The organism is Sediminimonas sp. (assembly GCF_024637375.1).
Taxonomy (GTDB): Bacteria; Pseudomonadota; Alphaproteobacteria; order Rhodobacterales; family Rhodobacteraceae; genus Sediminimonas.
The window spans coordinates 1-20,306 of the sequence record NZ_JAGXFK010000044.1; the positions used below are offsets into that span (position 1 = coordinate 1).

25 protein-coding genes are annotated in these 20,306 nt (G+C 68.1%); 8 read left to right on the top strand and 17 right to left on the bottom strand.

The window, feature by feature from the left end:
* Positions 1–295 (bottom strand): GcrA family cell cycle regulator (locus Q0L89_RS06660; RefSeq protein ID WP_296763372.1); only part of this gene is annotated, 295 nt, incomplete at its 3' end.
* A 136-nt stretch (positions 296–431) separates the two neighbouring features.
* Here Q0L89_RS06660 and Q0L89_RS06665 point away from each other — a divergent pair.
* From Q0L89_RS06665 to argF, 3 genes are all read left to right on the top strand, one after another.
* The gene (locus tag Q0L89_RS06665; protein ID WP_296763373.1) at positions 432–1,241 is read left to right on the top strand and encodes an ABC transporter permease; all 810 of its coding nucleotides are present in this window, start codon (positions 432–434) and stop codon (positions 1,239–1,241) included.
* A gap of 227 nt (positions 1,242–1,468) precedes the next feature.
* Complete coding sequence (locus Q0L89_RS06670; RefSeq protein ID WP_296763374.1) at positions 1,469–2,650, top strand: aspartate aminotransferase family protein; 1,182 nt, start codon at positions 1,469–1,471, stop codon at positions 2,648–2,650.
* A gap of 92 nt (positions 2,651–2,742) precedes the next feature.
* Entirely contained in the window at positions 2,743–3,669 is a 927-nt protein-coding gene (gene argF / locus Q0L89_RS06675) for an ornithine carbamoyltransferase (protein WP_296763375.1), read from the top strand.
* Positions 3,670–3,712: 43 nt separating this feature from the next.
* Here argF and Q0L89_RS06680 read toward each other — a convergent pair whose 3' ends face one another.
* The 13 genes from Q0L89_RS06680 to Q0L89_RS06740 all read right to left on the bottom strand — a co-directional run bounded on the left by Q0L89_RS06680 (position 3,713) and on the right by Q0L89_RS06740 (position 14,876).
* Complete coding sequence (locus Q0L89_RS06680; RefSeq protein WP_296763395.1) at positions 3,713–4,027, bottom strand: metalloregulator ArsR/SmtB family transcription factor; 315 nt, start codon at positions 4,025–4,027, stop codon at positions 3,713–3,715.
* Between the two features lie 95 nt (positions 4,028–4,122).
* Entirely contained in the window at positions 4,123–5,355 is a 1,233-nt protein-coding gene (locus Q0L89_RS06685) for a mandelate racemase/muconate lactonizing enzyme family protein (protein WP_296763376.1), read from the bottom strand.
* A 28-nt stretch (positions 5,356–5,383) separates the two neighbouring features.
* The gene (locus tag Q0L89_RS06690; RefSeq protein WP_296763377.1) at positions 5,384–6,466 is read right to left on the bottom strand and encodes a Zn-dependent alcohol dehydrogenase; all 1,083 of its coding nucleotides are present in this window, start codon (positions 6,464–6,466) and stop codon (positions 5,384–5,386) included.
* A 157-nt stretch (positions 6,467–6,623) separates the two neighbouring features.
* Entirely contained in the window at positions 6,624–7,952 is a 1,329-nt protein-coding gene (locus Q0L89_RS06695; RefSeq protein ID WP_296763378.1) for a lyase family protein, read from the bottom strand.
* A gap of 4 nt (positions 7,953–7,956) precedes the next feature.
* On the bottom strand, positions 7,957–8,667 hold the full coding sequence (locus Q0L89_RS06700) for an alpha/beta fold hydrolase (RefSeq protein ID WP_296763379.1): 711 nt from the start codon (positions 8,665–8,667) through the stop codon (positions 7,957–7,959).
* Positions 8,668–9,267: a protocatechuate 3,4-dioxygenase subunit alpha gene (gene pcaG, locus Q0L89_RS06705; protein WP_296763380.1), complete on the bottom strand. Its 600-nt coding sequence runs from the start codon at positions 9,265–9,267 to the stop codon at positions 8,668–8,670.
* Position 9,268: 1 nt separating this feature from the next.
* On the bottom strand, positions 9,269–9,994 hold the full coding sequence (gene pcaH / locus Q0L89_RS06710) for a protocatechuate 3,4-dioxygenase subunit beta (RefSeq protein ID WP_296763381.1): 726 nt from the start codon (positions 9,992–9,994) through the stop codon (positions 9,269–9,271).
* The gene (pcaC, locus tag Q0L89_RS06715; protein ID WP_296763382.1) at positions 9,987–10,370 is read right to left on the bottom strand and encodes a 4-carboxymuconolactone decarboxylase; all 384 of its coding nucleotides are present in this window, start codon (positions 10,368–10,370) and stop codon (positions 9,987–9,989) included. The genes pcaH and pcaC overlap by 8 nt, the downstream gene beginning before the upstream one ends.
* Complete coding sequence (pcaD, locus tag Q0L89_RS06720) at positions 10,363–11,154, bottom strand: 3-oxoadipate enol-lactonase (protein ID WP_296763383.1); 792 nt, start codon at positions 11,152–11,154, stop codon at positions 10,363–10,365. Before pcaD ends, pcaC begins: the two co-directional genes overlap by 8 nt.
* Positions 11,154–12,323 carry a 4-hydroxybenzoate 3-monooxygenase gene (pobA, locus tag Q0L89_RS06725; protein WP_296763384.1) on the bottom strand — a complete coding sequence of 390 codons (1,170 nt, stop codon included), beginning with the start codon at positions 12,321–12,323 and terminating at the stop codon, positions 11,154–11,156. Before pobA ends, pcaD begins: the two co-directional genes overlap by 1 nt.
* A 47-nt stretch (positions 12,324–12,370) precedes the next feature.
* Positions 12,371–13,387, bottom strand: a complete 1,017-nt coding sequence (locus Q0L89_RS06730) for a threonine/serine dehydratase (protein WP_296763385.1) — start codon at positions 13,385–13,387, stop codon at positions 12,371–12,373.
* Positions 13,366–14,193 carry an alpha/beta hydrolase gene (locus tag Q0L89_RS06735; protein ID WP_366937901.1) on the bottom strand — a complete coding sequence of 276 codons (828 nt, stop codon included), beginning with the start codon at positions 14,191–14,193 and terminating at the stop codon, positions 13,366–13,368. The genes Q0L89_RS06730 and Q0L89_RS06735 overlap by 22 nt, the downstream gene beginning before the upstream one ends.
* The gene (locus Q0L89_RS06740; RefSeq protein WP_296763386.1) at positions 14,190–14,876 is read right to left on the bottom strand and encodes a haloacid dehalogenase type II; all 687 of its coding nucleotides are present in this window, start codon (positions 14,874–14,876) and stop codon (positions 14,190–14,192) included. Before Q0L89_RS06740 ends, Q0L89_RS06735 begins: the two co-directional genes overlap by 4 nt.
* Positions 14,877–15,104: 228 nt before the next feature.
* On the opposite strand from Q0L89_RS06740, the gene Q0L89_RS06745 reads away from it, so the two are divergent.
* Together Q0L89_RS06745 and Q0L89_RS06750 are read left to right on the top strand one after the other, a co-directional pair.
* Positions 15,105–15,533 carry a peptidylprolyl isomerase gene (locus Q0L89_RS06745; protein WP_296763387.1) on the top strand — a complete coding sequence of 143 codons (429 nt, stop codon included), beginning with the start codon at positions 15,105–15,107 and terminating at the stop codon, positions 15,531–15,533.
* A 107-nt stretch (positions 15,534–15,640) separates the two neighbouring features.
* Positions 15,641–16,231 (top strand): hypothetical protein, encoded by a 591-nt coding sequence (locus Q0L89_RS06750; protein ID WP_296763388.1) that lies wholly within the window; start codon positions 15,641–15,643, stop codon positions 16,229–16,231.
* 52 nt (positions 16,232–16,283) lie between these two features.
* On the opposite strand, the gene Q0L89_RS06755 is transcribed toward Q0L89_RS06750, so the two are convergent.
* Complete coding sequence (locus tag Q0L89_RS06755) at positions 16,284–16,487, bottom strand: DUF2892 domain-containing protein (protein ID WP_296763389.1); 204 nt, start codon at positions 16,485–16,487, stop codon at positions 16,284–16,286.
* 118 nt (positions 16,488–16,605) lie between these two features.
* On the bottom strand, positions 16,606–17,052 hold the full coding sequence (locus Q0L89_RS06760) for a thioredoxin domain-containing protein (protein WP_296763390.1): 447 nt from the start codon (positions 17,050–17,052) through the stop codon (positions 16,606–16,608).
* Between the two features lie 226 nt (positions 17,053–17,278).
* On the opposite strand from Q0L89_RS06760, the gene Q0L89_RS06765 reads away from it, so the two are divergent.
* Positions 17,279–17,485 carry a cold-shock protein gene (locus Q0L89_RS06765; RefSeq protein ID WP_296763391.1) on the top strand — a complete coding sequence of 69 codons (207 nt, stop codon included), beginning with the start codon at positions 17,279–17,281 and terminating at the stop codon, positions 17,483–17,485.
* Between the two features lie 81 nt (positions 17,486–17,566).
* Here the strand turns inward: Q0L89_RS06765 and Q0L89_RS06770 are convergent, their stop codons facing one another.
* Positions 17,567–18,277, bottom strand: a complete 711-nt coding sequence (locus Q0L89_RS06770) for an arylesterase (RefSeq protein WP_296763392.1) — start codon at positions 18,275–18,277, stop codon at positions 17,567–17,569.
* On the opposite strand from Q0L89_RS06770, the gene Q0L89_RS06775 reads away from it, so the two are divergent.
* Together Q0L89_RS06775 and Q0L89_RS06780 are read left to right on the top strand one after the other, a co-directional pair.
* Positions 18,276–18,977, top strand: a complete 702-nt coding sequence (locus Q0L89_RS06775) for an ABC transporter ATP-binding protein (protein ID WP_296763393.1) — start codon at positions 18,276–18,278, stop codon at positions 18,975–18,977. The genes Q0L89_RS06770 and Q0L89_RS06775 overlap by 2 nt on opposite strands.
* The coding region (locus tag Q0L89_RS06780) for an FtsX-like permease family protein (protein WP_296763394.1) at positions 18,974–20,306 on the top strand (1,333 nt) is incomplete at its 3' end. The genes Q0L89_RS06775 and Q0L89_RS06780, both read left to right, overlap by 4 nt.

A 20,306-nucleotide genomic window follows, 5' to 3' on the forward strand; every position in this document is an offset into this window, starting at 1 on the left:
CCTCCGGCCCCTCCGCGGCGGGCGCGGCAGCGGGCTTGGCGCCGCGCTTGGCCTTGGCGGGGCCAGGGCCCGCGTCCGGCGCTGTGGCGGCGGCTTCCGCTGGGGCGGCCTGCGGCTTGGCCTCGGCGGCGGCGGTCGCCGTACTGCCGGCCCGGTTCGACAGCCCAAGGCGGTGGACCTTGCCAATCACGGCGTTGCGGGTCACGCCGCCCAGTTCCTTGGCGATCTGGCTGGCGGACTGGCCCTCACCCCACATCTTCTTGAGCAGCTCGACACGTTCATCGGTCCAGGACATGCAATTTCCTTGAGTTTCGGGTTTTTGCGGTGTGCCGGCACGGGCCAACCTGCATTCTGCGACTGGCGCCCTATTCTAATCACTCGCATCCGAGTTACAAGGCATCGAATCGCAGCAGACATACAGGAGGACGCGCATGGCGCAGGCAACCGACACGGGCATGGGCACCCGGCGCTTTGGCCGGGTCAACTGGCTGGGGCTGTATACCCTGGCGCTGCGGGAGGTGCGCCGCTTCATGGCGGTGCGCACGCAGACCATCCTGGCTCCGCTGGTTCAGGCAGGGCTGTTCGTGACGATCTTTTCCATCGCCATCGGCCCGACCCGGGGCGCGGTGATGGGCGTGGATTTCACCACCTTCATCGCCCCGGGCATCCTGATGATGACGGTGGTTCAGAACGCCTTCGCCAATTCGTCGTCCTCGATCATCAGCGCCAAGATCCAGGGCAATATCGTCGACACGCTGATGCCGCCGCTCAGCCCGGCCGAGCTGGTGCTGGGCTACCTCGCCGGCAGCGTCGTGCGCGGCGTGCTGGTGGCGACGGTGATCTGGGTGGGGCTGGCGTTGTTCCTGGGCATCGGCATGGCGCATCCGGCCTACGCCGTGGCCTTCGTGGTGCTGGCCTCGGCGCTGATGGGGGCCCTGGGCATCGTGGCGGGCATCTTCGCCAACAAGTTCGACCAGATGTCGGCGATCACCAACTTCGTCATTACGCCGCTGGCCTTCCTGTCGGGCACCTTCTACTCGGTTCAGGCGCTGCCGCCGGGGCTGCGCGAGGTAACCCATGCCAACCCGGTCTTCTACCTGATCGACGGGCTGCGCCACGGCGTGATCGGCGTCTCCGACAGCGACCCGGCGCTCGGGTTGGCGATCTGCACCGCGACGACGCTGGCGCTGGGGCTGGTTGCGTGGGTAATGTTCCGGCGCGGCTACAGGTTGAAAGCCTGAGCGGGGTTTGCGCTTGCATCCAGGACGCGCGGGGCGCTAACCTGCGCGCCATGACACGGATTTGCGACATTGCTACCCCGCGACGAGGCCGCGCAACGCGCGCCTGATCGGCGTATTTTCCGTGCTTCCGTGCGGGCGCATCGCGCCCCCGCCCCCGCCCTCCATAAACTTGACTATTGCCCGCTTGTGATGCACTCACAGGGCTTCTTTACCCGAGGAATATCAAGATGATCCCGTCCATCCTGCCGACCTACAACCGCGCACCGCTGGCCTTTACCCACGGCGAAGGCAGCTGGCTGAGCACCGGCGACGGGCGACGCTTCCTCGATTTCGGGGCCGGCATCGCGGTTAACGCGCTGGGTCACGCACACCCCGACCTGGTCGCGGCGCTGACCGAGCAGGCGGGCAGGCTGTGGCATGTCTCGAACCTGTTCGAGATCCCGCAACAGCAGGCACTGGCCGACAAGCTGGTCGCGGCGACATTCGCCGACACGGTATTCTTCACCAATTCGGGCACCGAATCGTGCGAGCTGGCGATCAAGATGGCGCGCAAGTACTGGTCCGACAGGGGGCAGCCCGAGCGCACGCAGATCATCGCGTTCAACGGCGCCTTCCACGGCCGCTCGACCGCCGCCATCGCCGCGGCCGGCTCGGACAAGATGACCGCCGGGTTCGGGCCGCTGATGCCCGGTTTCACCCATCTCGACTGGGGCGATCACGACGCGCTGCGCGCAGCGCTGACCGAGCAGACCGCCGCCGTGCTGATCGAGCCGGTGCAGGGCGAAGGCGGCATCCGCCCCCTGCCCGACCAGTGCCTGCGCGGCCTGCGCCAGCTTTGCGACGAGACCGGCGCGCTGCTGATCCTCGACGAGGTGCAATGCGGCATGGGGCGCACGGGGCGGCTGTTCGCGCATGAATGGGCCGGCGTCACCCCCGACATCATGATGGTGGCCAAGGGCATCGGCGGCGGCTTTCCGCTGGGCGCGGTGCTGGCCACCGAGGACGCCGCGCGTGCCATGGGCGCGGGCACCCACGGCTCGACCTATGGCGGCAGCCCGCTGGCCTGCGCGGTGGGCAACAAGGTGATGGACATCATCGCCGACCCGGCCTTCCTCGACACCGTCAACGCCCGTGCCGGCCTGCTGCGCCAGCGACTCGAAGGGCTGGTGGCCAGCCACCCCGACATCTTCGAGGAGGTCCGCGGAATAGGCCTGATGCTGGGGCTCAAGTGCCGCGTCGCCAATGCCGAGGTGCGCGCCGCCGCGCACGAGCAGAATCTGATCACCGTGCCCGCCGCCGACAACGTGCTGCGGCTGCTGCCGCCGCTCAACGTCTCCGAGGACGAGATCGCGCAGGCCATTGCACGGCTCGATCGTGCCGCTGCCGCGCTCGAAACGACAAGCAAGTGATCTTCATCTTTCCATAAATACTCCGGGGGACTCCCGGATGACATCCGGGACGGGGGCAGCGCCCCCTCCCGCGCCAGACGAAAGATATCGCGATGCCCCATTTCCTCGACATCAACAAGACCGACCCGGCCGCGCTGCGGCAGATGATAGACATCGCCCGCCAGCTCAAGGATGCTCGCGACGGGCAGCCCAAGGCCGCGCCCGACGCCGAGCAGCCGCTCGCCGGGCGCATGGTGGCGCTGATCTTCGAGAAGCCCTCGACACGCACCCGCGTCAGCTTCGACGTCGGCGCACGCCAGATGGGCGGGCAGACGATGGTGCTGTCGGGCGCCGACATGCAACTGGGCCATGGCGAGACGATCGCCGACACGGCACGAGTGCTGTCGCGCTACGTGGACATGATCATGATCCGCACCTTCGAAGAGGCGACGCTGCTGGAAATGGCCGAACATTCCAGTGTGCCCGTTATCAATGGACTGACCAACCGCAGCCACCCCTGCCAGATCATGGCCGATATCCTGACCTACGAGGAACACCGCGGCCCGATCAAGGGGCGCAAGGTAGTGTGGTCGGGCGACGGCAACAACGTCTTCGCCAGTTTCGCCCAGGCCGCCGGGCGCTTCGGGTTCGATCTGACCTTCACCGGGCCGGCGCCGCTGGACCCCGAGATGGCGTTCGTCGAAGAGGCCCGCGCGGCGGGCGCCCGCGTCGAGATCGAGCGCGACCCGGCAAAAGCGGTCGCGGGCGCCGACCTGGTGGTCACCGACACCTGGGTAAGCATGCATGACCCGCAATCAGCGCGCGAGCGGCGCCACAACCAGTTGCGCGGCTACCAGGTGAACGCCGCGCTGATGGCGCACGCCAAGCCCGACGCGCTGTTCATGCACTGCCTGCCCGCGCATCGCGACGACGAGGCCACGTCCGAAGTCATGGACGGCCCGCGCTCGGTGATCTTCGACGAGGCCGAAAACCGCCTGCATGCGCAAAAGGCGATCATGCGCTGGTGCCTGGGGACATGACGCGCCGGCGTTTCCGCACCGTGGCCGGCGCCCGCGGGGGCGCTCAGCAGGTTATCGCGCCGGTGCCTTGCGTGTCGCCGGGGCCGCAGAACTGCCGGTAGAGCAGCGCGATCACCTCGAAGGTGTTGCGGTCTGCGAGGCTGTAATAGACCGTCTTGCCGTCGCGGCGGGTGCTCACCAGACCTTCCTCGCGCAGCCGCGCCAGCATCTGGCTGACGGCGGCCTGCCGGATCTGCAACAACTGTTCCAGCTCGCCCACGCTCTTCTCGCCCGAGCCGAGATGGCACAGGATCATCAGCCGTCCCTCGTGGGCCAGCGTCTTGAGATAGGCCGCCGCCGCCTTGGCGTTCTCGGCCATTTCCTCGGGCGGGGCCGGGGGGTGTGGGGTCGTCACGTTGTGATGGTCCTTTTCAAGCGCGATCATGTTAACATCTCGCTCGGCAATATGCGAGATCAGCTTTCCGTCGCCGGCGCGCCGCCCTGGAAACGGTTGCCGTTGGCATAATCGCACGGCGCGTCGCGCATTTCCAGATGCAGGCCCTGCCCGTTCCAAGGGTGCGCGCGGGCCAGCGCCTCGTCCACCTCGATACCCAGCCCCGGCGCATCGGACAGGCGCACATGGCCAGCCTCGACATCGATCCCGCCCTTTATCAGGGCCTCATGATACGGGCTTTCGATGGTCTCGGCCATCAGCAGGTTGGGAATGACGGTGGCCAGGTGCAGGTTGGCGGCCCATTCCACCGGCCCGGCGTAGAGGTGCGGCGCCATCTGCGCGCCGAAGGCCTCGGCCAGCGCGGCGATCTTGCGCGTCTCCCATATCCCGCCCGAACGGCCCGTCGCCGGTTGCAGGATCTCGGCCGCCCCCTGGGCCAGCAGCGGCGCGAATTCCGCCCTGGTGGTCAGCCGCTCGCCGGTAGCAACAGGGACGCGCACCGCGCTTGCCACCCGCGCCATGGCGGGCACGTCGTCAGGCGGCACCGGCTCTTCGAACCACAGCGGCGAATACGGCTCCAGCGCCTGGCCCAGGCGGATGGCGCCGGCGGTGGTGAACTGCCCGTGGGTGCCGAACAACAGGTCGGCGCAGTCGCCCACGGCCGCGCGGATCGCGGCGCAGAACGCGGTCGAGCGTGAAATATCCGACATCGCCGGCATGTGCCCGCCGCGCATGGTGTAGGGGCCGGCCGGGTCGAACTTGATCGCCGTGTAGCCGCGCGCCACCGCGTCGGCGGCGGATTCGGCGGCCATCTCGGGCGAAACCCAGAATTCGTCCAGGTCGTGATGCGGCAGCGGGTAAAGGTAGGTATATGTGCGCACCGCGTCGTTCATCCGCCCGCCCAGCATGGCCCAGACCGGGCGCTCGCGTGCCTTGCCAACGATATCCCAACAGGCGATCTCCAGCCCCGAGAACGCGCCCATCACGGTCAGGTCGGGGCGCTGCGTGAAGCCCGACGAATAGGCACGGCGGAACATCAGTTCGACATTCTCGGGGCTTTCGCCCTGCATGTGGCGGGCAAAGACATCCTCGATCACCGCGCGCATGGCCACGGGTCCGACGCTGGCGCCATAGCATTCGCCCCAGCCGGTGATGCCGTTGTCGGTGGTGAGTTTCACCAGCATCCAGTAGCGCCCGCCCCAGCCGGGGGCGGGTGGCGCGGTGACGATGATATCCAGGTCTTGCAGCTTCATCCCGGCCTCCCGGTTGGTTGGCGCGCGGTCAGTCGAAGACGATCACGTTGCGCCGCGCGGCGCCTGTCATGGTGTCGGCGATGGCGTCGTTGATCTGGTCCAGCCGCCAGCGCCCCGAGATAAGCTCGTCCAGCTTGAGCCGGCCCTGTTGGTAAAGGTCCACCATCCACGGAATGTCGCGGCGGATCACCACGTCGCCCATCTTCGAGCCGACGATGGACTGCCCCGCGTCAGCCATGATGATCGGGCTGTAGCTGGCGGTCTGGTCGAGATGCGGCATGCCGATCATCACCACCTTGCCGCCATTGGCCAGGTAGCGTGGCGCCTTGTCGTAGACCGCCGCGGCACCCACCGTGACCAGCACCGCGTCGGCGCCGCGGCCAAGCAGTTTCTTGACCTCGGCCCATGGCTTGCCCTCGGCCAGGATGGCGTCGGTGGCGCCGAATTCGCGCGCCACGTCGAGCTTGCTTTCCAGCATGTCCACCGCGACCACGCGGCGGGCGCCGGCGATGCGCGCGCCCTGGATGGCGTTAAGCCCGACGCCCCCGGCGCCGATCACCACCACGTCCTGCCCGGCGCGCACGCCGGCGGCGTTGACGGCCGCGCCAACCCCGGTGATGACCCCGCACGACATCAGCGAGGCCACGTCCTTGGCCATGTCCTCGGGGATGGTGACGACCTGGCTCTGGTCGACGACAACCGCCTCGGCGAAGGCACCGCAAGCCAGACCCTGCAACACCTGGCCGCCGTCGGCGGTGGTCAGCGGGCCCTTGGTGCCGTCATAGGGGGTTTCGCAGATCGTCGGCTTGCCGGCGCCGCAGCTGTTGCAGGCGCCGCAGGCGCGGATCAGGGTGACGGCGACGCTGTCGCCGGCCCGGATGTCTTTCACGCCCGGACCCACGGCGGTGACGCGGCCGGCAGCCTCGTGGCCGTAGACGGCCGGCAGCGCGCCGCCGAACCCGCCCTGCCAGAACGAGATGTCGGAATGGCAGATGGCGACGGCGTCGAGCCTGACCTCGACCTCACCCATTTCCGGGGCGCGCAGATTGACGTCTTCGATTTGCAGGGGCTGGCTGAATTCGTGGCAGACGGCGGCTTTGATCATGGGCATGGTCCCTCCGGTTCCGGTTTGCCGCAGCCTGCCCCCGGCGCTTGTAAGCTGCAAGTGCAAAATAACCTGCCACTGTGCGGAATACAGCGACCGACCGCTTTCCGTGAAGGTGAATGAAATTGAGTATTTTCAGAAAGATGAAGGGACGCGGTGCGGATCAGAGCGCGCGCACCGCGGCGGCGAAGGCGTGCGCCTCGGTCGGGGCCTGACCCATCTGCGCGGATGGATCGAAGACGCCGGACAAGTCGGCCTCGGGGAAGTCGCGCGCTGCCAGGTCTGCCAGCTCCGCCCCGGTCTGGCCGGCCTCGAGGCACAGCGCCTTGACGGCGGCCTGCGCGTCCGGGCGGGGCATGGTGCCGGCCAGGCGAAAGCTCAGCGCCTCGGCATGGATGAGCCCGCCAGTGCCGCGCATCACCGCGGCCATGCGTGCCGGGTCGGGCGCGATGCCCTCGGCCAGCGCCGCGCCGCGTTCCAGCGCCGCCACCCCCGACAGGCACAACTGCGGCAGGGTCAGCCATTCGGTGAACCACGCGGCGCCGTCGCGGTCCTGCCGGTGAAGGCCAGCGCCGTTGAGCGTAGCACTCAGCCCCGCCGCGTGGCGCGCCAGCGCCACCAGCACCGCCGGCGCCACCGGGTTTTGTTTCTGCGGCATGGTCGATGAGGCGCCGCCGCCGCCCGGCACGGCCTCTTGAAGCCCCGACTGCGCCAGCAGGGTGGCATCCTCGCCCATTTTGCCCAAGGCCGCGCACAGCCGTGCCACCCAGGCGGCAAGGCGCAGAACCGGCGTGCGGTCGGCATGCCACGAGCGCCGCGGATCGGCCAGGTGCAGCGTCTCGGCCATCCGCGCGCGCAGCGCGGGCGCCTGCGGTCCCAGCGCGGCACTGGTGCCCGCTGCACCCGACAGCGACACCCAAAGCGCGTCTTCGCGCAGCGCGGGCAACTCGTTGAGAAGCTCAAGCAGGGGCGCGCCCCAGTGCGCGGCCTGGGCGCCAAAGCTGGTGGGCGTGGCCACCTGCCCCCAGGTGCGCGCCGCCATCGGCGTGTCGGCGTGGGTCTCGGCCAGCGTCGCCAGCGCGCCCAGCACCGCGCGCAGGCCGGTGTCGTACTGCGCCAGCACCTGCCGCAGGCGCAGCATCAGCCCGGTGTCGATGATGTCCTGGCTGGTCGCGCCCCAGTGGATGTACTGGGCGTGCTCGGGCGCCTCGACCGCGGCGCGGAACGCGGCCACCAGTTCGGGCACGCAGACGCCGTTGGCGGCGGTCGCGGGCGCCAGCGCGGCGGGGTCGATCTGCACCTCCATCGCGGCGCGGTGGATGAACCGTCCCGAGGGTTCGGGGATCAGCCCCATCTCGCCCTGAGCGCGCGCCAGCGCGCCCTCGACCAGCAGCATCGCGCGGATATCGGCGCTGTCGGTGAACAGCCGCCCTGCCTCGCCGACCGGGAAAAGCTGCGCAAGGTGGGCACTTTCGAACACGCTGGCAGCCATCGGCCTATCCTTTCGCGATCCGGTCCAGAATGTCGGCCAGCCCGGCCGGGTCGGCGAAGAACGGCGAATGCCCGGTAGGCATGGCGTAGACGTCCTGTGACGGCCAGCCCTCGGTCATCTGGCGCTGGTATTCGGGCGGGATGGTACGGTCGTCGTCGCAGCGGATATAGCTGCGCGGAACGCTGGCCGCCTGCCGGCCCAGGGTGATCGGCGTGGCCTGCGGCGCGATCGGCTGCGGGCAAAGCCGCGCATTGGCGTATTCGACAGTGCCTTCGGGGCAGTCATGGTAGAACACCTGCGCGGTCTGCGCGGGATCGACGGTAAAGGCCAGCCCGTCGGCGGTCTTGCGCACCGCCTGCATCAGCGGCTGGCGCGGCGCTTCGCGGCGCATGTCGACCAGCGACTTTCCGTCCTGCGCCGCATAGGCGCACAGGTAGATCAGCCGCGTGATCCGTTCGGGGGCCAGTTGCGCCGCCAGCGTGATCGGGAAGCCGGCCATGGAATGACCCACCAGGTACACCGGCGTGTCGATGGCATCGATGATCGCCTGAGCGTAGTCGTGCAGCGACACCTGCGCGTAGGGGGTGGGGTCATCGCCGTGGCCGGGCAGGTCGATGGCGCGGGCGCGGTGGCCGCGCGCGTGTAGTTCCGGCAGCAGGTCACGCCAGCACCACGCGCCGTGGCACGAGCCGTGGATCAGCAGAAAGTCAGCCATTCACAAGTCCAGAAATACCGTTTCGCCGTCGCCTTGCAGGCGGATGTCGAAGCGATACTGACCTTCCCCGTCGCGTTTTGCAATCAAGGTGTCGCGACGGGGGCGCTGTTCGATCCGCGCCAGCAGCGGGTCGGCGGCGTTGTCTTCGTCGTCGAAATAGATCCGCGTCTGAAGGCCGACATTGATACCACGCGCCACGATCCACAGGCTGATGTGCGGCGCCTGCATGCCGCCGCCGCGGGCGGGCACCAGGCCGGGTTTGACCGTGCGCAGGGTGAATTCGCCGCTGTCGCCATCGGCCGCAAAACGGCAGAAACCGTTGACCTTCGGGTCGGCGCCGTCCTGACCCGGAAAGCGGCCCTGCGCGTCGGACTGCCAGCTTTCGAACATGGCGTCGCGCAGCGCCCAGCCGGTGCCGTCATATATGCTGCCGGTGACGGTGATGTGCGTGCCCTTGGCGCCCTCGGAGATCGGGCTTGTGCCCAGGTCCTGCGGATAGATGCCCTGCACCCCGGCGAATGACGGGATGCAACCGATATGCACATAGGGCCCCGCGGTTTGCGAGGGAGTCTCGAACAGTTCGTCCAGCGGTTGCACCATATTACATGCCCTCCGGCTTGTTCTCGAACATTGTCTGGCGGCGGCCACGCAGCACGATGTCGAACTTGTAGGCCAGGAAATCGAGCGGCCGCGCGTGGCTCATGTCGAGCGGCGCAACGAGGCGGTCGAGCTGCCCGCGGTCCTTGACGGTGGCGGCGATGGGGCAACGGTCGATCAGCGGATCGCCCTCGAAATACATCTGGGTGATCAGCCGCTGTCCGAAGGCGTGCCCGAAAACCGAAACATGGATGTGCATCGGCCGCCAGTCGTTGGCGCGGTTGGGCCACGGGTAGGCGCCCGGCCGGATGGTCAGGAACTGGTAGCGCCCCTGCGCATCGGTCAGGGTCCGCCCGCAGCCGCCGAAATTGGGGTCGAGCGGGGCAAGGTAGCCATCCTTGACGTGGCGATACCGCCCGCCGGCGTTGGCCTGCCATATCTCGATCAGCGTATCGGGCACCGGGCGGCCCATCTCGTCCAGAACCCGACCGTGCATCAGGATGCGCTCGCCGATGGCCGGGCTGCCATCCGCCGAGTAGTTGAGCACCAGGTTGTTGTCGAGTGGCCCCAGCAGCGAGTGGCCGAAGCGGGGGCCGGTTTCCTCGGACGGGGTCGATTCCATCGACAGCAACGGCCAGCGCGGGCTGCGGCTGACCGAGGTCTTGTAGTCGGGGTCGTAGGGCACCGGGTGCTTGTCGCGCCGGCGCGGCATCAGCGGGCCGTCATCCATCGTGGTTCTCCATCTCGTCGAACACGCGCTTGGCGACCTTCACCGCGGTGTTGGCGCGCGGCACGCCGGCATAGATGGCGACGTGCAACAGCGCCTCCATCACGTCGGCGCGGGTGGCGCCGGTATTGGCGGTGGCGCGGATATGCATTTCAAGCTCGTCATCGTTGCCCAGACCGGCCAGCAGCGCGATGGTCAGCATCGACCGTTCGCGCGGCGTGATCCGGTCGCGGGCCCAGACATGGCCCCAGGCGGCCTCGGTGATGAGATCCTGGAAGGGCGCATCCAGATCGCTTTTACCGGCCTCGGCACGATCCACATGCGCGTCACCCAGAACCCGGCGGCGCACCTTCATGCCCTGCTTGCGACGCTCAGACATGACCCGTCTCCCTGATGAAATCCGACAATACGGTCGCGTATTCCTGCGGCTGCTCGACACAGGGCAAATGCCCCGCCCGGCGGATCAGGCGGAACCGCGCGCCGGGGATCAACTCGGTCGTTTCGCGCACCAGGTCGGGCGGAGTCGCGCCGTCCTCGGACCCACCGATGCCCAGCGTCGGCAGGCGCAAGCCACTGGTGGAGGTGTAGAAATCGGTGCCCGAGATCGCCGCGCTGCACCCGGCATAGCCCTCGGCCGGCTGGCGGATCAGCATGTTGCGCCAGGCATGTACCTCGTCGCCGGCGCGGAACGAGGCGGAAAACCACCGCTCCATCACCGCGTCGGCCAGCGGCGCGATCCCGCCGTCGCGCACCGCCTTGATGCGCGCCTGCCACATATCGGGCTGGCCGATCCTGGCGGCGGTGTTGGACAGCACCATCGCGCGCACCAGGTCGGGGCGCTTGACCGCCAGTCCTTGCGCGATCATGCCGCCGATGCTGAGCCCGACGAAGACGCAATCGCGCACTTCAAGTGCATCCAGCAGCGCCTCGGCATCGCGCACCAGCGCGCCCATCGAGTAGGGACCGCGCGGGCAATCCGACAGGCCGTGCCCGCGCTTGTCATAGCGGATGATCCGCAGCCCCGCGGGCAGAAGCGGCAGCACCTTGTCCCACAGGCGCAGATCGGTGCCCAGCGAGTTGGCGAACACCACCGGCGCGCCGTTCGGGGCGCCATCCTCGCGCACATGCAGGCGCAGGTCGTCCTCGATCCTTAGCATACGCATCAGTAGGGCAGCCCCACATAGTTCTCTGCCATCGCCGTCTGGGCGGCGGTGCTGTCGCGCAGGTAGGCGATGTCGGCGTCCTGCATGCGAATATCGAAATCGTTCTGTTCGGGGAAGCGGTGCAGCAGCGTCGTCATCCACCAACTGAACCGCTCGGCCTTCCAGATCCTTGCCAGCGCGGTTTCCGAATAGGTGTCGATGCCGCCCCGCTCGCCATCGCTGTACCAGGCCACCAGCGCCCGCCACAGGTAGTTGACGTCCGACGCGGCCGTGTTGAGCCCCTTGGCACCGGTGGGCGGGACGATATGCGCGGCATCCCCGCACAGGAACATCCGGCCCCATTGCATCGGCTCGCACACGAACGACCGCAGCGGCGCGATGGATTTCTCGATCGACGGGCCGGTTTCAAGCCGCGCGGTGGCCTCTTCGGGGATGCGGCGCCTGAGCTCGTCCCAGAACATGTCGTCGGTCCAGTCATCAGGGCTGTCGGACAACTGGCACTGGATGTAATAGCGGCTCAGGTTCGCGTTGCGCATGGAACACAGCGCAAAGCCGCGCCCGGAGTTGGAATAGATCAACTCGTCATCGACGGGGGGTGTTTCCGACAGCACACCCAGCCAGCCGAACGGATACACCTTTTCGAATTCGCGTCGCACCGATTGCGGGATCTCCTGCCGGCAGGGGCCATGGAAGCCGTCGCAGCCGGCCACGAAATCGCAATCCAGCCGATGCACCGCGCCCTCGCGCAGGAAGGTGACATAGGGCGCGTCGGTGTCGAGGTCGTGCGGCTTGACGCCCGAGCAGTCGTGCAGGGTGACGCAGCCGGCGGCATCGCGCGCCTCGTACAGGTCGCGCGTCACCTCGGTCTGGCCATAGACCATGACGTGGTTGCCGGTCAGCGCCTTGAAATCCACGCGGAACTGTTCATTGCCATTGGCGATCAGGGTGCCGTCATGGACAAAACCATCGCGCTCCATCCGCTCGGAAACGCCGGCCGCCTGCATCAGCTCCACCAGCCCGGTTTCCAGAACCCCGGCGCGGATACGCGACAGCACGTAATCGCGCGAGCGCCGTTCCAGCACAACCGTATCGATCCCGGCCTGGTGCAGAAGTTGCGACAGCAACAGCCCCGCCGGACCACCCCCGATAATGGCTACCTGTGTGCGCATGGTGTCTCCTCCCGCTTCGCTCAGCGAAGCAAATATGATTGGCGCTGTCAACTAGTCCCGTGTGCCGCCTCCATCGTCTCTGCCCCGGCCACCGCCCGGCCCAGCATCGCCGGGTCGGCGTTGCCGCCCGACACGACCGCGATCACCGTATCGCCCTCGATCTGCTGGGCGTGCCACAGCGCCGCGGCCAGCGCCACGGCGCCGCCCGGCTCGGCCACGATTTTCAGCCGCAGCGCCGCCAGCGCCATGGCGCGCAATACCTCGGCGTCGCCGACGGCAAGTCCCGGCCCGCACAGCCGGTGCATGATCGGGAAGGTCATCGCGCCCGGCGCCGGGGTCAGGATCGCATCGCAAATGCTGCCCGAGATGCGGTCGTTGGTCACGATCCGGCCCTGCGCCAGAGACCGGCCCGCGTCGTCAAACCCCTCGGGCTCGACCGGGCGGGCGCGCAGGCCCGGCGCCTCGGCTTCCAGCGCCAGAGCGATGCCGCTGGTCAGCCCGCCGCCACCGCAGCACACCAGCACATCGGCACGGCTGACACCCACCGCCCGCGCCTGTGACGCGATCTCCAGCCCCGCGGTGCCTTGCCCGGCGATCACCTGCGCGTTGTCGAAGGGCTTGATCAGGGTCAGACCCCGCTCGGCCGCCAGCCGTGCGCCGATGGCGTCGCGGTCTTCGGTCGCGCGGTCGTAAAGCACCACCTCGGCGCCGAGAGCGCGGGTGTTCTCGATCTTGAGCCACGGCGCGTCGCGCGGCATGATGATCACGCAAGGGGCATCGTGCATGCGCGCCGCCATCGCCACGCCCTGCGCGTGGTTGCCGCTGGAAAAGGCGATGACGCCGCGCGCGCGCACCCCCGGGGCCAGCGCCGACACCGCCGAATAACCGCCACGAAACTTGAAGCTGCCGGTGTGTTGCAGGCACTCCAGTTTGACCAGCACACGCCGCCCCGCGATCGCGTCAAGAAACGGCGACGACAGCAGCGGCGTGCGCCGCACAACCCCGTCGAGCCGCCGCGCCGCGGCGCGGATCGTGTCGATGGTCACGTCATCCGGGTCAGCCATGCGCGCAGCACCTCCAGCGATTCGGCTTCGTCCAGAAACGGGATATGCCCCCGGTCGGGCACATGGGCCACGATCAGGTCGGGGTTGCGGCGGGCCATCCCGGCCACCGTCTCGGCGCTCAACAGATCCGAGTTGCGCCCATGGATCACCGCCGCCGGCAACGGCGCGATGGCGTCGAACAGCGGCCACATGTCGGCCGGCGCGTCGCTGCCGCCCTCCAGCGTCTCTGACAGCCGCGGGTCATAGGCCACACGCGGGCCATCAGGCGTCATCACATGGGTGCGCTCGACCTCTTCGCGCCAGCGCGACAGCGGCACGCCGGGAAATTGCGGGGCGGCCATGCGCGCGCGCGCCTCGGCCAGCGCGTCGAGGCTGTCGAACTGCGGTTGTTGGCCGACATAGGCGCGGATCAGGCCCAGGCCCGCCGCTTCGACCACCGGGCCGATATCGTTGAGCGCCACGCCCAGCAGCCGGTCATGCGCGGTTGCGGCCAGGTACATGCCGACGATGCCGCCGCGCGAGGTGCCCAGGATTGCCGCCTTGTCCAGCCCGAGATGGTCGAGCAGCGCCAGCGCATCGCGCGCCTCGACCGGGACGGCGTAATCGGCCGCGTCAGAAGCGTGGTCCGAGCGGCCGCGCCCGCGCGCATCCAGCCGGATCATCCGAACGTCGGCCATGTGGGGGGCGACGAAATCGAAGTCGCACCCGTTGCGGGTCAGGCCGGCCAGGCACAGCACCGGCAGGCCAGTGCCGGCATCCTCGTAGTAAAGCGACAGGCCGTCCGAGGTGGTAAAATGGGCCATCATGCCTCCGCAATTCGTGGAATCTGGTCGAGATCAGCCAGAACGTGATCGGGGCGCGCGGGCAGGCGGTCCACCGGCTCACCGGCGCGGTTGGCCCAGGCGGTGGTGAACCCGTAGCCTGCCGCCGCCGCCGCGTCCCAACCGTTGGACGACACGAACAACACCTCGTCGCGTGGCACGCCGAAGCGTTGGCCGACCATGTCATAGACCTGCGGCGCCGGCTTGAAGATGCCCACGCTTTCCACCGACAGCACGTCGTCAAGCCATTCGCTCAGCCCGGCCGAGCGCACCGCCGCATCCAGCATCGCCGGCGAGCCGTTCGACAGGATCGCGCAGGCCTTGCCCGCGGCCTTGAGCGCACCCAGCATCGCCGGCACCTCGGGGTAGGCGGAAAGCTCCCAGTAAAGCGCCAGCAACCGCTCGCGCAGGGCCGCGTCACCGGCAAGCCCCTGTGCCTCAAGCGCCCAGTCGAGCCCGTCCTGCGTGACCTGCCAGAAATCGACATATTCGCCGGTAACCGCCCTGAGCCAGCTATATTGCAACTGCTTGAGTCGCCAGTTCGCCGCCACCGCCGGCCAATGGTCGGCGAGCGAAGCATGGTCGGGTTCCTGTGCGGCCTGCCGCGCGGCTGCCGACACGTCGAAAAGCGTGCCGTACGCATCGAATATGCAGGTGGTGATGGGCATTATGTCTCCTCCGCCGGGATCGTGGGCCGCATGGGCCGCGCCACGCAGCGGGCCGGCCGCGCGGCAAGGCCAAGGTGGCACGCCGCACGGCAGCGGGAAAGCCCAAAAGCTCCGCCGTCGCCGGTTTGCAATTCCGCGCCGCAATACCTATTATATGCAGATCAAACGCGAGAACCCGTCGCGCAGGCGGCCTCGGACACTCACCTTCCCCAAACGATTGGATTCTTCATGACGCAAGTCAAATCGGGCGACACTGTCCGCATTCACTATACCGGCACGCTGGCCGACGGCTCGACCTTCGATAGCAGCGAGGGTCGCGACCCACTGGAATTCACCGTCGGCTCGGGCCAGATCATTCCCGGCCTCGACAACGCCATGTCGGGCATGGCCGTGGGCGAAAAGAAGAAAGTCGAAGTACCCGCCGACGAGGCGTATGGTCAGCCCGACCCCTCGGCCCGCCAGGCGGTGCCGCGCGCCGAGATCCCCGAGGACATCCCGGTGGACCTGGGCACGCAGTTGCAGGTGCAGACCCCCGACGGCAACGCCATGCCCGTCACGGTGGTGGAAGTGACCGAAGCCGAGGTGACGCTGGACGCCAACCACCCGCTGGCCGGCCGCGACCTGACCTTCGATATCGAACTGGTCGAGATCACCTGATAACGTCGGCGTGACCGCCGGAACGACATGCGGCGCCGGAGAGGCTTCTCTCCGGCGCCTTTTGTTGTCATACCGATGAGGCGTTCCTTGGATCACGAGAGGCGGCTATGACCAAATCCACCGACCAGATACTCGCCCGCATGCGCGAGTTGCAGGAGCAGCTCGAAGAGGATGTCGCGCGCCGTCGCGAAGAATTCCGCTACCGGGTTGAAAACGGCCGCGTGGTGTTCGAACGCGAGGCACGCCGCCACCAGCGCGAATTTCGCGTCAGGCTACGCGATTTCCTGCGTCGAACGCGGCCGATGACGGTGATCACCGCGCCGGTAATCTATTCGCTGATCGTGCCGTTCGTGGTGCTGGACCTGTTCGTGACGATCTATCAGCGGGTCTGCTTTCCCGTCTACGGGATACAGCGGGTGCGCCGCGCCGATTTCATCCGCATCGACCGGCATCACCTTGCCTACCTGAACGCGCTGCAAAAGCTCAACTGCATCTATTGCGGTTACGGCAACGGGCTGATCGGGTACGTGCAGGAAATCGCCGGACGAACCGAGGCCTACTGGTGCCCGATCAAGCACGCCGCGCGCGTGGGCACGCAGCATGCCTATTACGCACAATTCGTGGATTTCGGCGACGCAGAGAATTTCGAGCCGGGCCTGCAAGAGATGCGCGAAACGGTGCGGCAACTCGAACGCTGACACGATTCAACCCGCGTGCAGCAAATCGACCGATGCGCCGCCGCGGCCCGGATCACTCGAAGGCGCAACCCTTCTTGATGCCCAGCTTGCGCATCACCATCGCCGCCGGGCAGAAGCCGGTGAACGACGACTGGATCATGTTGGCACCGATGAACACGGTGAACCACATCCACAGCGGGGAAACCCACCAGGTCAGCGCGACGCTGAGAAGGGTCATGATGCCTGCGAAGAGCATTACCGAACGGTCAAGGGTCATTGTCTTGCATCCTGTCTGTCTTTGGCCTCGCTCGATTGCGGGGCTTCCACGACACTACATATACATTCCTCTATTGGAATACAACACCGCGCCGCCGCGCCTGGCGGGTCGGCCTGGCTCAGCCGGCAGCGGCCCCCGCCCCGGCCTGCGCCCACGCCACGATCTGCGGCGCCTGCAGCGCACCCGATTGCCGCGCCGTCTCGCGGCCGCGCGCGAATCGCACCATGGTGGGGATGCCGCGGATGTTGTAGACGCTGCCGGCCCTGGGATGGTCCTGGGTGTTGATCTTGGCCAGGCGCGCTTGGCCCGAAAGCTCGGCCGCGGCCTTGGCGAACTCGGGCGCCATCATCCGGCACGGACCACACCACGGCGCCCAGAAATCCACCACCAACGGCACATCGTCGGTGCGCGCGGCCTTCTGCAATGTCGCCAGGTCCACCTCGACCGGCTTGGCCTTCATCAGCGGCGCGCCACAGGTGCCGCATTTGGGCCCCGCGCCAAGGCGCGCGGTTTGCACGCGGTTCACCTGCCCGCAGGACAGGCATGTCAGTTTCAGGGTCGCCATCATGTCCTCCAGAAATTTGCATTCTGAAACGAATATATGTGATATTTGCCTCTTCGCAACGCGGTGTGACGATTTCACTTGCACAAGGGCAAGGCTCGAGTCATATTCCGGTGCGCGACGTTACCATATCGACCACCTGTTCCTTCACGGCTCAGTCAATCGATCTTGCACTGACTAGCCGGGCTGCCGCACTTCCGCGGGCAGCAACTTACGAAGGAGATGACGGATGGCCAATGGCACCGTGAAATGGTTCAACACCACCAAAGGTTATGGCTTCATCGCGCCCGAGGGCGGTAGCAAGGATGTGTTCGTGCACATCTCGGCTGTCGAGCGCTCGGGCCTGACCGGGCTGGCCGACAACCAGAAAGTGACGTTCGACATCGAAGCCGGCCGTGATGGCCGCGAATCGGCTGTGAACATCGCTCTAGCCTGATCGCCACAGCTTTGCTGGACAGATTAGCAAGCGGGCTCCTTTTCGGGGCCCGTTTCGCGTTTCGGGGCATCGTGCGCCGATTCAACCTCCCTCGCCCTGCCGGGCGCGCGAGATCAACTCCACCACTTTCGGCCCCACCGCCGCCACGATCCGCTCCCCCCCCCGCGCGTTGGGGTGGATGCCGTCGGGCTGCATGAAACGGCGCGCCGAGGCCGGGTCGTCAGCACCCAGCCCCTCGAAATAGCTGGGATGGTAGAGGGTGCCGTATTTCTCGGCCAGGTCGGGCCAGATGGCGTCGAATTCGGCCTTGTACTCGGCGCCATAATTGCCGGGCGCGCGCATCCCCACCAGCAGCACCGCGACATCGGCAGCCTGTGCCGCTTGAAGAATGCCCTCGATATTGGCGCGGGTCACCGCCGGGTCGATGCCGCGCAGCAGGTCGTTGCCGCCCAGCGCCACGATCATCGCGTCCACCTGCGCGGTCAGCGACCAGTCCACCCGCGCCAGGCCGCCGGCGCTGGTGTCGCCGGAGACGCCGGCATTGACCACCTGCACGTCCCCATGGCCCTGTTGCGCCAGCCAGTCGCGCAATTGCGGCACGAATCCCTGTTCGGCGACCAGCCCGTAGCCCTGCGTCAGGCTGTCGCCCATCGCCACCAGGGTAACCCGCTCGGCCACCGCGGCGGCGGGCATGGTCGCCGTCATGACCAGCAGAAAGAGCGCCAGCACCTTGCCCGCCAGCGCCCGCACCCCATATGTGGCAAAATCCTTTCCAAACAGGCGCTTTCGCATGACCGACCCCGTAATTTCGCTGCTTGACGCGACGCTGACACTGGATGGCAACGCCGGCCCCGTCGAGATACTCCATGGCCTGACGCTGGATGTCCATAGGGGCGAGACGCTGGGCCTTGTCGGGCCGTCGGGGTCGGGCAAGTCATCGGCGCTGATGCTGATGGGCGGGCTTGAGCGCGCCACCAGCGGCACCGTCACGACGCTGGGCCGCGACCTGGGCACGATGAGCGAGGACGCGCTTGCCCGGCTCAGGCGCGATCATGTCGGCGTGGTGTTCCAGTCGTTCCACCTGATCCCGACGATGACGGCGCTGGAAAACGTCGCCGCGCCGCTGGAAATGGCCGGCCATGCCGACGCGATGGCGCGGGCGCGCGACGAATTGCAGGCCGTGGGCCTGACCGCGCGGGCCGACCACTACCCGGCGCAGCTTTCGGGCGGCGAACAGCAGCGCGTGGCGCTGGCGCGCGCCTCGGCGCCGCGGCCCGACATCATGCTGGCCGACGAACCCACCGGCAACCTCGACAGCGCCAGCGGCGCGGCCATCGTCGAGCTTCTGTTCGGGCTGCGTGACCGCCACGGCGCGACGCTGGTGCTGGTGACCCACGCCCCCGATCTGGCGGCGCGCTGCGACAGGGTGGCGCAATTGCGCGACGGTCGCCTGGTCACGAATGCGACCGACGCGGCCGGGGCCCCCGCATGAGCCTGCGGCTGGCGGCCCGTTTCGCCGCGCGCGAGATGCGCGGCGGCCTGCGCGGCTTTCGCGTCTTCCTGGCCTGCCTGGCGATGGGCGTGGCGGCCATCGCGGCCGTGGGCAGCATCCGCGCGGCGATCGAGGCGGGACTGCAACGCGACGGCGCGGCGCTGCTGGGCGGCGAGGCCGAGCTGGAGTTCACCTACCGCTTTGCCACCCCCGAGGAACGCGCCTGGATGGCCGACACCGCTGCGGCGGTGTCGGAGGTGGCCGACTTCCGCTCGATGGCGGTGCGCGGGCAAGGCGAGGCCGCGCAGCGCGCGCTGACGCAAATCAAGGCGGTAGACGGCGCCTACCCGCTCTTCGGCGAGGTGCGACTGGACCCGCCGATGCCACTGGACACCGCGCTGGCGGGCGCGGACGGGCGGCCCGGCGCGGTAATGGACGGCATTCTCATCGCGCAACTGGGTCTTGAGCGCGGCGACACCTTCCGCCTTGGAACGCGGGAATTCCGCCTGATGGCGTCGCTCACGCGCGAACCCGACAGCGCCGCGGGCGGCTTCGCACTGGGTCCGCGCACCATCGTGGCACGCGATGCGCTGGCAGACTCCGGCCTGCTGGAACCCGGCACGCTCTATTCATCGAAATACCGGCTTGACCTACCCGCCGGGGCGAACCTGGACACGGTAAAGGCCCAGGCGCAGAAGGCATTCGCCGATACCGGGATGCGCTGGCGCGACGCCCGCAACGGCGCCCCCGAGGTGGCCCGCTTCGTGGACCGCATCGGTGCCTTCCTGGTGCTGGTGGGGCTGGCGGGGCTGGCGGTGGGCGGCGTCGGTGTGTCGGCGGCGGTGCGCGCCTACCTGGCCGAAAAGACCGACGTCATAGCGACGCTGCGCACCCTGGGGGCCGAGCGGCGGTTGATCTTCGAGGTCTATTTCCTGCAGATCGGCGCGCTGTCGGTGCTGGGCATCGTGCTGGGTCTTATCCTGGGGGGCGGTGCGCCGGTTCTTCTGGCACCGCTGATCGAGTCGCGCCTGCCGGTGCCAGCGCAATTCGCGCTGCATCCCGCCCCGCTGATCGAAGCGGCGATCTACGGCGCGCTGACGGCGCTGGTGTTCACGCTGTGGCCGCTGGCGCGCAGCGGCGAGGTGCGCGCCGCCACCTTGTTTCGCGACTCGGTCGCGGCGGGCCGGGCGCTGCCGCCGTGGCCGTTCGTGCTGGCCACGGCCGCGCTGTTGGCGGCACTGGTCGCGGTGGCGGTGTGGTTCTCGCAAGCCATGCGCCTGACGCTATGGACGGCCGGTGGCATCGCCGCCGCGCTGGCGGTGCTGGCGC

Bases quoted from the DNA above. Each gene is read 5' to 3' on its own strand.
- Q0L89_RS06665 (WP_296763373.1), top strand. From the start codon at position 432: ATGGCGCAGGCAACCGACACGGGCATGGGCACCCGGCGCTTTGGCCGG.
- Q0L89_RS06670 (WP_296763374.1), top strand. From the start codon at position 1,469: ATGATCCCGTCCATCCTGCCGACCTACAACCGCGCACCGCTGGCCTTT.
- argF (WP_296763375.1), top strand. From the start codon at position 2,743: ATGCCCCATTTCCTCGACATCAACAAGACCGACCCGGCCGCGCTGCGG.
- Q0L89_RS06680 (WP_296763395.1), bottom strand. From the start codon at position 4,027: ATGGCCGAGAACGCCAAGGCGGCGGCGGCCTATCTCAAGACGCTGGCC.
- Q0L89_RS06685 (WP_296763376.1), bottom strand. From the start codon at position 5,355: ATGAAGCTGCAAGACCTGGATATCATCGTCACCGCGCCACCCGCCCCC.
- Q0L89_RS06690 (WP_296763377.1), bottom strand. From the start codon at position 6,466: ATGCCCATGATCAAAGCCGCCGTCTGCCACGAATTCAGCCAGCCCCTG.
- Q0L89_RS06695 (WP_296763378.1), bottom strand. From the start codon at position 7,952: ATGGCTGCCAGCGTGTTCGAAAGTGCCCACCTTGCGCAGCTTTTCCCG.
- Q0L89_RS06700 (WP_296763379.1), bottom strand. From the start codon at position 8,667: ATGGCTGACTTTCTGCTGATCCACGGCTCGTGCCACGGCGCGTGGTGC.
- pcaG (WP_296763380.1), bottom strand. From the start codon at position 9,267: ATGGTGCAACCGCTGGACGAACTGTTCGAGACTCCCTCGCAAACCGCG.
- pcaH (WP_296763381.1), bottom strand. From the start codon at position 9,994: ATGGATGACGGCCCGCTGATGCCGCGCCGGCGCGACAAGCACCCGGTG.
- pcaC (WP_296763382.1), bottom strand. From the start codon at position 10,370: ATGTCTGAGCGTCGCAAGCAGGGCATGAAGGTGCGCCGCCGGGTTCTG.
- pcaD (WP_296763383.1), bottom strand. From the start codon at position 11,154: ATGCGTATGCTAAGGATCGAGGACGACCTGCGCCTGCATGTGCGCGAG.
- pobA (WP_296763384.1), bottom strand. From the start codon at position 12,323: ATGCGCACACAGGTAGCCATTATCGGGGGTGGTCCGGCGGGGCTGTTG.
- Q0L89_RS06730 (WP_296763385.1), bottom strand. From the start codon at position 13,387: ATGGCTGACCCGGATGACGTGACCATCGACACGATCCGCGCCGCGGCG.
- Q0L89_RS06735 (WP_366937901.1), bottom strand. From the start codon at position 14,193: ATGATGGCCCATTTTACCACCTCGGACGGCCTGTCGCTTTACTACGAG.
- Q0L89_RS06740 (WP_296763386.1), bottom strand. From the start codon at position 14,876: ATGCCCATCACCACCTGCATATTCGATGCGTACGGCACGCTTTTCGAC.
- Q0L89_RS06745 (WP_296763387.1), top strand. From the start codon at position 15,105: ATGACGCAAGTCAAATCGGGCGACACTGTCCGCATTCACTATACCGGC.
- Q0L89_RS06750 (WP_296763388.1), top strand. From the start codon at position 15,641: ATGACCAAATCCACCGACCAGATACTCGCCCGCATGCGCGAGTTGCAG.
- Q0L89_RS06755 (WP_296763389.1), bottom strand. From the start codon at position 16,487: ATGACCCTTGACCGTTCGGTAATGCTCTTCGCAGGCATCATGACCCTT.
- Q0L89_RS06760 (WP_296763390.1), bottom strand. From the start codon at position 17,052: ATGGCGACCCTGAAACTGACATGCCTGTCCTGCGGGCAGGTGAACCGC.
- Q0L89_RS06765 (WP_296763391.1), top strand. From the start codon at position 17,279: ATGGCCAATGGCACCGTGAAATGGTTCAACACCACCAAAGGTTATGGC.
- Q0L89_RS06775 (WP_296763393.1), top strand. From the start codon at position 18,276: ATGACCGACCCCGTAATTTCGCTGCTTGACGCGACGCTGACACTGGAT.
- Q0L89_RS06770 (WP_296763392.1), bottom strand. From the start codon at position 18,277: ATGCGAAAGCGCCTGTTTGGAAAGGATTTTGCCACATATGGGGTGCGG.